This window comes from Streptomyces sp. 13-12-16 (assembly GCF_002114215.1).
Taxonomy (GTDB): domain Bacteria; phylum Actinomycetota; class Actinomycetes; order Streptomycetales; family Streptomycetaceae; genus Streptomyces.
This window is the reverse complement of the sequence record NZ_NCTE01000067.1, coordinates 1-11,728: the sequence shown is the minus strand read 5'-3', so window position 1 is coordinate 11,728 and position 11,728 is coordinate 1. Positions and strand designations below refer to the sequence as shown.

The following is an 11,728-nucleotide window of genomic DNA, read 5'->3' as shown; positions in this document are numbered from 1 at the left end:
GTGCGTGGGCAGGTTCAAGGCGTCGGCGACGGCGCGCAGGCAGTCGTCCAGGGTCTTGTTCCGGCAGGACAGCGCCAGATCGACGGAGCCCAGGGGCGGGAGCGCCGAGCTGGGGGTGTCGTGGAGCGCGCCCTCCTCCTCGGCGGCGGCGCGCAACGCGGGCACCGACAGTGTGGCGATCCGGCCGAGCAGCGCGGATTTGCCCGTGCCGGGCGATCCGGTGATCGCGAACAGTCCGCGCTCGGCGTGCTGCAGATAGCCGACGACGCGTCGCAGCAGTCGCTCACGGCCGCAGAAGTACCATCCGGTCTCCCCCACTTCGATTCCCCGGGCGGAGAGCACGAGATGCTGGTCCACGTCCGCCGAACGCAGTCGGCGCAGCCGCTTGGTCTCCACGTCCTCGTCGGGAACGGTCGCCGACGGGTGCAGCGGGTTGCGCAGTGCGGGGACGGGTGCGCCCAGTGCACGGAACGCCGTCGCGGCGTCGTGGTCCGACAGGATCCGGGTGATCGCGTCGGCCAGTTCGTCGGAGCGGATGGTCTCGTCGTGTTCCGTCCAGCGCCGGTCCTCCGGCCCGTGCCGCACCACGTGCTCCAGTGTCTCCGCGAACAGCCCGTCCTCGGCGCTGTCGTAGCCGCGGGCCGAGGCGATCACCGCGAATCGCCGCTCGGGCCCGGCGGCGCTGGTGCGGTCCAGCACTTCGCAGATCTCGGCGGCGACCCGGGAGGCGGCCGCCCCGCCGGCACAGCAGTCGAGGAGGATGAGGACCTCGTGGAACTCCCGGTTCGCCAGGAAGCGGGCGAGGGCCTTCGCAGTGATCGCGCTGAGCCCGTCCAGGCGGGTGCCCGGGGAGTCGGCGGCGATCAGGAAGTGCTCGCCCGCGTCGACGCAGCCGTGCCCCGTCCAGTACAGGACCAGCCGCGAGCCACCGCCGTGCCAGGCCCGTAACCGCCGGGTGATGGTGGCGACGTCACCGCCGTCCGCCAGATCCGGCAGCTCGTGACCGTAGCCGAGGCCGCGGAACAGCCGGTACAGGCGTTCCACACTGGCCGACACGTGGTTCAGCTTCGGCCAGCTCGCGTCCTGGTAGTCACCGATGCCGACCAGGACGAAGCGGCCGTCGTCCGTCATGCGCGCCACCGCACTTGGTGCTCCCCCGTCGCCGTACTCCCTGCTTTCCCGACGGCGCCTGTGCGCCACCGCACGGGACGGACCCGTGGGCGCGGTCGTAGCATGAGCCTGCCGTCGGCCAGCCGCATGGTACGACCGAACGAACAGCAGGGGGAATCGGTGCCGACACTTCCGGTGACGGACCTGGTCGTGGTCCTGCCCGGCATCATGGGCAGTGTCCTGGCCAAGGACGGGCGCGAGGTGTGGAACCACACACTCGCGGTGGCCGGACGGCACGCGCTGGGCCGACTGCACGAGGTGCGGGCCCTGACCCTGCCACGCGGCATCGGGGACTCCGACCCCGAGGACGGTGTCGAGGCGGTCGGGCTGCTCAAAGGGCTGCACATCCTGCCGGGTGTCTCCGCGATCGACGGCTACGGCACGCTCCTGGGCTTCCTGGAACGGCGGTTGCGCGTGTCCGAGCGGAACGGCAACCTCCTGCCCTTTCCCTACGACTGGCGGCTCTCGGTCCGGCTGAACGCGCGCAGGCTCGCCGCCAGGGTGGAACCGGCACTCACCGCCTGGCGTGAGCGTGTCGGTGACCCCACGGCACAAGCAGTGTTCATCGCCCACTCGATGGGGGGCCTGGTCGCCCGCTACTACCTGGACGTCCTCGGCGGCAGCCGGCACGCCCGCGGCCTCGTCACCATCGGTACGCCCTACAGGGGGTCAGTGAACGCGCTCACCTCCCTGCACGGGGGTGTGGCCCCGCGCCTGGGTCGGTTCTCCGAGCCGTTCACGAGGCTGGCACGTTCCATGCCGTCGCTGCACCAGCTTCTGCCCACCTGGCGGTGCCTGGCCGGCCCTGACGGCCTTCGCTCCGACTTGGATCACGTCCGTGTCTCAGGCGTGGACGGCGACATGGCCGCCGACGCACTGCGGTTCCATGACGAGCTGGACCGTGCCGACGGTGAGGGCTATGCCCTGCACGTCTTCGGCGGCTACCGGCAGCCCACACGCCAGTCGGCGCGGCTCGGCGCCGGAACCCTCGACGGCTTGCGGGACGTGGACGGCACCGACCACTTCGGCGACGGCACGGTCCCTCGGTTCTCCTGCTTCCCGGTCCAGTCGTCCGACGACTCCACCGTGCGCTTCTTCGCCCAGAAACACGGGGCTCTGCAGAACGAACGGGCCCTGCTCAACCAGGTGGAGGCCCTGCTCACCGCGTGCGATCCACGCGAGTTCCTCGACGGCAGGCGGGAGCTGTCGGTCGACGTGCCCGAGGTCGTCGAAGGGCCGGACTGCCCCGTCGAGGTGACGGCCGACGACGACCGGCTCCTGCTGTCCGCTGACGCGGAGGACATCGAGACGGGCCGAACCGGCGCACGCAGGACCTTGCGCAACCACGGGGACGGCCGCTACGGCACCCGTCTCACACTGCCCGGCCCGGGGACCTGGCGGGTGACCGTGGGAGACCCGGTGAACACCGGGCGGGTGAACGACGTGAGCAGCATCGTGCTGGTGGCACAGCCGTGACATGTGGCGGCACGGTCCGGTTTTCCTTCACTAGGATTCACCCATGCCCCAGCTTGCCTTCGACATCGGCTTCTTCGCCGAACTCCCCAAGCTCCAGCCGCCGGTCAGGAAGGGGGTCCTGGACGCCTGGGAGAAGTTCGGCCGGCTCACCCTCGACCAGCTCTTCAAGGACCAGGGGCTGAAACTGGAGAGCCTGACGAAGGCGAAGGACAAGCAGATCCGGACGATCCGCATCGACCAGTTCTGGCGCGGTGTGGTGCTCGCGCCGCCGTCCGGGGACACCTTCGTCCTGCTGCGGGTCATGCCGCACGACAAGGCCATCGACTGGGCGATGAAGCAGAAGTCCAGCATCAACGAGGTCACGCGGGCGGTCGAGATCCGGGACGCGGCGACCCTGGACGAGATCACGCCCGCGTACGAGCGGGTGGCGGAGTCGTCGTCGAAGCCACGGTTGTTCGCGAAGTTCTCCGACGGGGACCTGACCGCGCTCGGCATCGACGCCGAGACGATGCGGCAGGCCCGGTCGCTGGTCGACCAGGAGCAGCTGGACGTCTTCGCGCCGCTGCTGCCGCAGGACCAGCGGGAGGTGCTGCAGTACCTCGCCGCGGGCTGCACGGTGGAGGAGGTCTGGCAGGACATCGTGGCGCCCGCCCTGCAGGCGTCCACGCAGCCGGTGGACACGCGGGACTACGAGACGGCGATCCAGCACACCCGGGCCCGTATCGCGCTGGTGACGGCCCCCGAGGAACTGCGGGACATCCTCGAGAAGCCCTTCGCGGCCTGGCGGGTCTTCCTGCACCCCTCCCAGCGGAAGGTGGCGTACCGGGCGTCGTACTCGGGGCCCGCTCAGGTTACGGGCGGGCCGGGCACCGGTAAGACCGTCGTGGCGCTGCACCGGGTCAAGCACCTGCTCGGGCACCTGCGCGACGGGGAGCGCATCCTGCTGACGACGTACACCAACGCGCTCGTCAACGCGCTCCGTTCGGGTCTGGAGTCCCTGGTGGACGACCCGGAGCTGCGCGAGCGCGTGGACATCTCGACGGTGGACGGCTTCGCCAGCCGTGTCGTCGCGGAGGCGCCGGGCGCGGTGGCCTTGCGTCCGCTGATGAGCAACGAGGAGGTGAGCCGCTGGGGCAAGGCCGCCAAGGCGACGGGCTTCACCGGCAGCGCGCAGTTCCTCGCCCAGGAGTACCGGCACGTCGTCCTGGCCCAGGGCATCACCACCCTCGCCGAGTACGAGGTGGCGGACCGGCGGGGCCGCGGCAGCCGGCTGACGGCGGCCGAGCGGCCGCTGGTGTGGGAGACGGTGGAGCGGTTCACGGCCGGCCTGGCGAAGGACGGGTGCCGCACCTGGCTGCAGACGTGCGCGGAGGCGGCACGGCTGCTGGAGGAGAAGGGACCGCAGTACCGGCACGTCGTGGTGGACGAGGCACAGGACCTGCATCCGGCGCAGTGGCGGCTGCTGCGCGCCGCCGTCCCGGCCCGCCCGGACGACCTGTTCATCGCGGGCGACCCGCACCAGCGCATCTACGACTCGAAGGTGTCGCTGAAGTCGCTCGGCATCAAGGTGACCGGGCGGTCGGTGAAGCTGCGCAAGAACTACCGCAGCACGCAGGAGATCCTGCGCTGGTCCACGGCCCTGCTGGTCGGCCGCCCGATCGCTCAGCTCGAGGACGAGGGCCGCAACGAGACCCTGCTCGGTTACCGCTCCGCCCTGCACGGGGACGGGCCCGTCGTGCTCGGCGCGACGACCGAGGAGGCCGAGCTGGACGCGCTCGTGGCCCAGGTGCGGATGTGGCTGGACGCGGGGGTCGGCGCGGGTGAGATCGGGGTGAGCGCCCGGTTCAACAAGACGTGCGGGAAGGCGGTGGCACACCTGAAGGACGCCGGCGTCTCCGCGGTGACCCTGCGCAACGCCTCCGGCGGCTCCTCCACGGCCGAGGAGACGGCCGTACGGGTCGGCACCATGCACTCGTTCAAGGGCCTGGAGTTCCGCTGCGTCGCGGTCATCGGCGTCAACGACGAGGCGCTGCCGTTCCCGAAGGCGGTCACTCCTCCCGAGGTGGACCCCAAGCAGTACGAGACGGACATGCTGTCCGAACGCTGTCTGCTGTTCGTCGCCTGCACGCGGGCGCGGGACAGTCTCTTCGTGTCCTGGTCGGGTGAACCGAGCACCTTCCTGACCGAGGCGGGCGTCACCGCCGTCTGATCCCCCTCGGCACGGCACCACTCTCCAGCGCTCAGTCACTCGGGAGAGCTCTCTTCTTGCGGCGGTTTCCGCGCGCTCGCACCCACGACAGGTCTGGAACCTTCACACATCAATTACTGTTCGATTGACACTGCTTTCAGCATCATGGTTGAGTGCTCACGCTTCCGATGATGTCTGGGGGACGTCATCGGAAGCACCTGTCCTCCATGCCCGGCTGAACCCGGAGTGCCCTGGCGTCACGGCCCGCTCGACGCCTCGCCGCCCGGGCGTGCCGTACCGTCACACCTCAGGAAAACCATGAAGATCAAGCGCGTTCGCATCGAGAACTTCTGCTGCCTGCGCAGCCTCGACGTCTCCTTCGACTCCATCACCTCGCTCATCGGCCCGACGGGCGTCGGCAAGTCCACCGTCCTGCGTGCCCTCGACTGGTTCTTCAACGGTGAGAAGGGCGGGTCCCTCGGCGAGGAGGACGTCCACTCGGCGGCGGAGACCAAACGGATCCGCGTGGAGGTCGAGTTCGACGGCCTCACCGCTTCCGACCGGGCCGCCCTCGGTCACTACGCACCCGACGGGCTGGAAACCCTGAGCATCTGGCGCACCTGGGAGAACGGAGAGGACCGGATCACGGGCAAGGCCCTGGCCTATCCGCCCTTCGAGCGGATCCGGGAGGGGGCCGGCAGCCGGGAGAAGACGGCCGCGTACAAGGCCTTACGCGAGCAGGACCCGGCACTCGGCCTGCCCGCCGTCCGCGGCTGGGACGCCGCCGAAGCGGAGATGCGCTCCTGGGAGGCGAGGAACCGGGACCGGCTCACCGAGGCCGAGGTGGAAGGCACGCACTTCTTCGGATTCGCCGGCCAGGGGCTGCTCGGCAAGCTGATCGACTTCGTCTTCATCTCGGCCGACCTGCGGGCCTACGAGGAGACCGACGACAACAAGGCGTCCGTGGTGGGGCGGATCCTCGAGCACGCGGTCGACCGCTCGGAGGCGGAAGCCCACTTCACTGCCATCGACGAGGAGGCCCAAGCCGCCCGCGAAAAGGTGCACAGGGAGATCTACGCACCGGTGCTGGCGAGGCTGTCCGGAGCCCTGTCCGCGGAGGTCGGCCGGTTCACCGTGGGACGGGACGTCGTCGTCACCCCGACCGCCCAGGTGCCCAAGCGGGCCAGGACCGCGTTCGCGGTCAGCATCCGCGACGGGGCGGCTCTGACCCCGGTCCGCCGCCAGGGCCACGGATTCCAGCGCGCGCTGATCATCGCGGCGCTCACCTACCTCTCCGAATGCCGCCGGCCCGAGAGCGGAACGCGCTCCCTGTGCCTGGCGATCGAGGAGCCCGAGTTGTTCCAGCACCCGGCACAGACCCGGGTCTTCGCACAGGTGTTGCGCAGCCTGGTCGCGACGGCCGGGGACCGGACCCAGGTGATGTACGCGACGCACAGCCCGGTGTTCATCGACCCTTCCCACTACCAGCAGGTCCGCAGGCTGTACCGGGTCACGGGCGGCGAGCACCCCGACGTAGGCCTGAGGACCCTCGGTGAGGAGCAGTTGCGGACAGCGCTCGACGGACACGTCGACGAGCGGTCCATCGCACGCCGAGGGACCACGCGGTACGTGAAGGACCTCGCCGAGGCCCTGTTCTCCGATGTGGCCGTGCTCGTGGAAGGTGTCACGGACGAAGCCGTCCTGCTGGCCTTCGCCGAGCGTCAGGGGCGCAACCTCGGGGCAGAGGGCATCTGTGTGCTGAGTACCGAGGGCAAGAACAACATGATGCTCTGCCACGCGATCCTGACGGGTTTCGGCGTGCGCTGCTACCTCGTGTTCGACGCGGACACCGGGCCCCAAAGGGGTCAGGGCGGCGTCAATCCGCAGCATGAGGCCGAGAACATGAGGATCCTCGGCTACCTCGGAGTACCTGTCGTGCCCAGGCCCGCGACCGCGTCCGAGACCGAGTACACCGTTTTCGAGGACGACCTCGAGACCTGCCTCAGAGACGAGTGGCCCGCTTGGAGCGCCCGCTGCCGGGAGCTGACCAAGCTGGAAGCCGGCTACGTCGCGGGCAAGCACGTACCCACCTACGCCGAAGCCGCACGCACCGCCGACGGCGAACCGAAGCTGCTGCACGCGCTGCTGGAGAACGTGAGGGCCATGGCAGGACAGCCGACGCCCAGGGCCTAGCGCGCATACACGAGGTTCATGCCATTCCTGTCGGAAGCCGACCGTAGGCTGTCGCTGGAGAAAAAGGGGAGACGATGACTGACGACCGCAAGGGAACCGTTCCGGTGTGGATGCTGGCGACCGGTGATGCCCGGGTGCCCGCATTGGCCGATGACGGGCCGATGACGGCTGAACGCCTGGCCGAACTGCGCAGTGTGCTGGCCGGCCTGGCCGAGGAACCGATCGCCACGCTCGAGGCGCACCCGCTGCCCGACCGGCTCGACCGCGGCCGGGGCATCCCGCTCGATGCCGCAAGTCCCCTGGCGCAGCATCTGTCGCAGCTCATCACACAGTCAGCTCGGAGCTCCTCCGCGTCGGCACCGGCTGTCAGCGAAGGCCTGTACCGCATGGTGATTCCGGCGAAGGTCGCCGCCCAGTTCGGTCAGGGCGTCATTCGCCCGATGGCGGCAAAGGGCACGGTCTGTGCCTTCCGCGGCCCGTTGGTGGACTCGGCGGGGAAAATCGTCGGTGGCGCGAAGTTCGTGCCGGTCGGTCCAGCGGCATCAGCGGGCGCGGTCGGTGGAGCCGGGGCGACAGCAGGTGTGGCGATCGGCGGCAGTGCGATGCTCACCGTGGCCGCGCCGCTCGTCCTCATGGCCGTAGCGGTGGGGGTGAGCGCGCATGCCGACGGCAAGCGTCAGCAGGCGATCGAGCACATCACAGAACTGCTGGAGCAACTGCAGGAGCAGGAACTCGAACAAGAGCAGAGCGCACTCGACGGCTGCCGCGACGCCATCAACAAGGCCACCGCCATCCTGCTCGACCAGGGCAAGCCCGGTGTCTCGCTGGGTCTGGACTCGGCAGTGCATGCCATCAACTCGGCGCTGGGCGCTGTCGATCGCCGCCTTGCCAAGTGGCAGAGCGCACTCGACAAGCTGCCGGAGGGCCAGGCCGTCGATCTCGGCACGCTGACCAAGTCGTTCCCCGGCATCGACGACCATGGCGGCGTCTTCCGTGCCCACCTCGAACTCGCCACCCTGGCCATTGCGTTGAAGCGTCGGGTCGTCGTTCTGCAGGCCGTCGAGCACGCCCAGAGCGACCCCGGCAACCTGTTCGAGAACTTCACCCGCGCGCTCAAGCGCGACCAGCAGCGCCTCGACGAACTGGAGTCGGGTATCGCCGGTGTCCTGGTCCGCCTGTCGATGCTGGAGCTGGCCCGCCCGAGCGGATTGCGGCCCGTCTTCACGACCGCGGAAGTCGACCGCCTGATGCGCGCGGCCCACCGGATTCACCAGCTGGGCGACGGCGCCATGGTCGACAGCCGCTCGACGGACGTGGCGATCGAGATCGCCCGCGACGAGGACGGCTCGGTGGTCGTGTTCCCGGCGCTGCCCGCGTAAGCGGCCGGCCCCCTCGCACTCACCTGGTGAGTGGTGGAGGCGGGTACTCCAGCACTCGTGCGCGAAGTGGCGTGGCCCGGAGAAACAGGCCACGTCCTTCGCGCCGGGTGCCGCTGCCGAAGCGTCGCTTGACACCCTGCGCACGCGACATCTGGCGGGCTTGGACCGCCTCGACGGCCGGCACCCGGAAATCGACCTCGGCCTTGCCCTCGCTCCGGTCGATCACCTCGGATCGAGGACCTCGTACCAGAGGGCCGCGAGTCCCACCGGAGCACGGCAGTCGACGGCCGACTCGGTGAACCTGCTTGTCATGCCCCCTGGACAGTGCGAACACCGGGACACGCTCAGGTCTTCCGGACAACTGCTCCCGGGGCACGACCACCCGGGCCCGTCCTGTCCCTCCCTACCGGATGCTCCGCAGTTCCTCACCGGTGGCCGTGACAGTCCAGAAGGACCAGCCCTTGCGGTACAGGACGACCTGCGGATCGAGCGCCCGAACCACGGCTACGGCCGCTCCACCGGGGTTGTCGTACGTGCCCCGGCCGGGCCCTGACGGGATCGTCACCGCGCCGGACGAGAGGTCGTAGAGGCCGTCGACGTGCCAGCCGCCGTAGACGGCATGAATCGCCATCTCCTGTCCTCCGGTGCGTGCAGGCGTGTCCGCTGGGCGCAGGACCGGTGCGGTGGATTCCTCCGCGATCAACTCGTCGTCGGCCGGGGGCTCGTCGGCGTCGCGGCGCGGAACCTGCTCGTCAGGGACCGGCAGACCGAGAAGTTCGTTGAGCACACCGGCCAGCAAACGCCGTCGCGCAGCCAGGAACTCGGGGAAGCGGTCGAGGGAGCGCAGGTCGGGATCGCTGGGAATCCACTGTTCGGCAAGGCGGTCAGGCGCGATCCCTCCCATGTACTCGAAGGGCAGCTTCGAACCGATCATCTTGTTGGTCTGCCCCGTCACGAACGCCAGGTTGGCCAGGCTGTTCCACTCCTCCTTCGCATAGACCGACTGCACCTGGGCGCGCGGGAACACGTGATGGAACTCGATCTTGGCTCCGCTGCTCATCGGCTGGTCGCTGATGGCGATGTTGGTGGCCCAGTCCCGGGCCTTGTCACGCAGGGCGGCGATGTAGAGCAGCCGGAAGAAGGCGTGCGTGGAGTACTTCTGTTCCAGGTCCCGCGCATGCAGAGGGGTGTCCACAGAACGGTTGCCCGAGGCACGGCGGATCAGCTCGGTGAACAGCTCCTCGCCGTCCCTGGTTCGCAACAGACGTGCTTCCGCGTCGAGTTTCGTCTCGACCTGCAAGGAGTAGTGACTGAAGGCCATCGCCGTGTAGACCCAGCGGCGCAGCAGCGCCTGCTCGTTGCCCTGGAGTTTCCCTTCACGCTGGTGCAGGAGCAGAGCGGGCACGATGATGACGTTGGGCGACGTCAGGATTCCGGAACGAGGGATTCCGCATTCCTCCCGCAGGAAGTCGATGGCGAACCGAAGTGCTTTCTCGGCGGCCTGCCAGGCCTCCTTGAGTGCGACTTCGTCGACTGCCGCCCCGATCAGCTTGATGTGCCGGGCGCTGGTACCCGCGAGCAGGCTCATCAGGCGCAGGACGGCTTCTCGGTCGAGGGAGAAATCGCTGTCACGCAGGTACTGGTGGAAGGCGTCCATGGTGGCCAGACCGTCCGCCCAGCGAGCGGCGATGGCACTGTAGACGAGATCCCCCTTGGAAAGCCGACGGCCGCCTTTGTTGAGACGGGCGAAGAGTTCGGCGACCTCCTCATAGTCGTCCGACTCGTAGGTGATCACGGCGATCTGCTGCCTGCGGATGTCGTGCACCTTCTGCAGACGCTGCATCCACTCGCCGAAGTCCGGGTCGGAGTAATCCACTCCGGCTTCCTTGAGGACCTCGTGGTACTGCACGTTCTCCTGCAGCAGCGTGGAGACACGGAACAGCATGGGGTCCCTGCCCTGGACCGCACTCGGATTGACGAACTCCTGGGTGCGCACGTCGAAGCGCAAGTCGATGAGCCGTCCGTCCGCCTTCGACTCCGGTCGGTACACCCAGGCAAGGGAAGTCAACCGCTGCTGGCCGTCGAGCAGATAAAGGGGCTGGTGCGGCGACTTGTCGGCCTGGACCACCGCAGCGGTCTTGAAGGGGACTGTCAGATTGGTCTTCCACAGGAGCAGGGCGCCGACGGGATAGCCCCGGTAGAGGGAGTCGAAGAGGTCGCGTACGTCGGGTCTCATCCAGACGAAGTCGCGCTGAATGGAGGGAATGACGACCCTGCCGTGCAACAGGTCCTCCACCTGAGAAACGATCTTCTCGTTCGCCAGCCCCATGCCGCCCCCACCTGTGAGTGATCTGTTCCCACGCAGAGTATCCGTCACAGTGGCCCTCAACTCCCCCCGTATGAACGTGCAATGGTTCAGGAGCTGCCTCAGGCGACCGTTGACGTATCAGCCTTGAGCCCTTCGCATGGCGCGACGTCTTTTTGACCAAACGTGTTTACGGGACGCGTGTTCGATCGAGAAGTCGACGACCAGCCGGCGCAGGACGGCCCCCGGCGCCGACGCGTCACGACGGCGCCGGCTCCGTCGCCCCGCACTCGGGCACCCCGTCGAGCCAGGCCGCCCCCTTGATGTAGATGTTGGTCATCCACGCCCTGTAGTCCGGCAGGTAGGACCACACGTCGTTGGTGTAGCCGTCGGAGGTGACCTCTTCGGCGTGTTTCTGGCACTGGACGCGGACGGTGGTGGAGTACGGGAAGGCGTAGACGCGGGCGGCGCCGAGGGAGGGTTGGGCCTTGGTCCACACGCCGGTGCCCCAGGTCTGGTGGATGTGACCGGTGACCGGCCCGGTGTCGACGCGGACGGCGCCGAAGTAGTCGCCGCCGAGGCGGACGTCGCTGACCATGATCCTGGTGCCGGACTCCTTGGCCTCGACCATCCTGCCCGCGCCCAGGTAGACGGCGATGTGGTGCAGGTCCTGCGAGGTGCCCCAGGCGAGCAGGTCGCCCGGGACCAGCGGGGCCAGGCCCTCGGCGGCGGTGAAGCGGGCCGCGGCGCGGTGCGTGTAGTACTGCTGGCTGGCCACACCGTTGAGGATGTCGGAGCCCGCCGCCTCGGCGTACGCGTGGCGGACCAGGCCCGAGCAGTCGAAGCCGAGCCGTTCGGGGTCGTGTGCGCTGTCCGGGTCGGTCGGGTCGACCTGGCCGTACGTGGGACCCGGCCGGGCGCCGTGCCCGCCGCCCCACGTGTACCAGGTGCCGGCCGCGACCTCGGCGCAGGCGGCGGCGATCGCGCGCTCGGCCGCCGCGGAGGCCCCGGGGGCGA

At 69.1% G+C, this 11,728-nt stretch carries 7 protein-coding genes; 4 read left to right on the top strand and 3 right to left on the bottom strand.

Annotated features, from left to right (window positions below):
* Nucleotides 1-1,131 (bottom strand): caspase family protein (locus B7767_RS03180; protein WP_143652173.1); only part of this gene is annotated, 1,131 nt, incomplete at its 3' end.
* Between the two features lie 159 nt (nucleotides 1,132-1,290).
* Between B7767_RS03180 and B7767_RS03175 the strand changes: the two genes are divergently transcribed.
* The 4 genes from B7767_RS03175 to B7767_RS03160 all read left to right on the top strand — a co-directional run bounded on the left by B7767_RS03175 (nucleotide 1,291) and on the right by B7767_RS03160 (nucleotide 8,406).
* Complete coding sequence (locus tag B7767_RS03175) at nucleotides 1,291-2,646, top strand: hypothetical protein (RefSeq protein WP_179167010.1); 1,356 nt, start codon at nucleotides 1,291-1,293, stop codon at nucleotides 2,644-2,646.
* Between the two features lie 43 nt (nucleotides 2,647-2,689).
* Nucleotides 2,690-4,855 (top strand): DEAD/DEAH box helicase, encoded by a 2,166-nt coding sequence (locus tag B7767_RS03170; RefSeq protein WP_085570760.1) that lies wholly within the window; start codon nucleotides 2,690-2,692, stop codon nucleotides 4,853-4,855.
* A 297-nt stretch (nucleotides 4,856-5,152) separates the two neighbouring features.
* Nucleotides 5,153-7,027: an ATP-dependent endonuclease gene (locus tag B7767_RS03165; RefSeq protein WP_085570759.1), complete on the top strand. Its 1,875-nt coding sequence runs from the start codon at nucleotides 5,153-5,155 to the stop codon at nucleotides 7,025-7,027.
* 74 nt (nucleotides 7,028-7,101) lie between these two features.
* On the top strand, nucleotides 7,102-8,406 hold the full coding sequence (locus B7767_RS03160) for a hypothetical protein (protein WP_085570758.1): 1,305 nt from the start codon (nucleotides 7,102-7,104) through the stop codon (nucleotides 8,404-8,406).
* Between the two features lie 403 nt (nucleotides 8,407-8,809).
* Here the strand turns inward: B7767_RS03160 and B7767_RS03155 are convergent, their stop codons facing one another.
* Together B7767_RS03155 and B7767_RS03150 are read right to left on the bottom strand one after the other, a co-directional pair.
* Complete coding sequence (locus B7767_RS03155; RefSeq protein ID WP_085570757.1) at nucleotides 8,810-10,735, bottom strand: DUF262 domain-containing protein; 1,926 nt, start codon at nucleotides 10,733-10,735, stop codon at nucleotides 8,810-8,812.
* A gap of 235 nt (nucleotides 10,736-10,970) precedes the next feature.
* Nucleotides 10,971-11,728 (bottom strand): NlpC/P60 family protein (locus B7767_RS03150; RefSeq protein ID WP_107485764.1); only part of this gene is annotated, 758 nt, incomplete at its 5' end.

What these genes read in the sequence shown, in the direction of transcription:
- B7767_RS03170 (WP_085570760.1), top strand. Translation starts at nt 2,690, where the DNA reads ATGCCCCAGCTTGCCTTCGACATCGGCTTCTTCGCCGAACTCCCCAAG.
- B7767_RS03165 (WP_085570759.1), top strand. Translation starts at nt 5,153, where the DNA reads ATGAAGATCAAGCGCGTTCGCATCGAGAACTTCTGCTGCCTGCGCAGC.
- B7767_RS03160 (WP_085570758.1), top strand. Translation starts at nt 7,102, where the DNA reads ATGACTGACGACCGCAAGGGAACCGTTCCGGTGTGGATGCTGGCGACC.
- B7767_RS03155 (WP_085570757.1), bottom strand. Translation starts at nt 10,735, where the DNA reads ATGGGGCTGGCGAACGAGAAGATCGTTTCTCAGGTGGAGGACCTGTTG.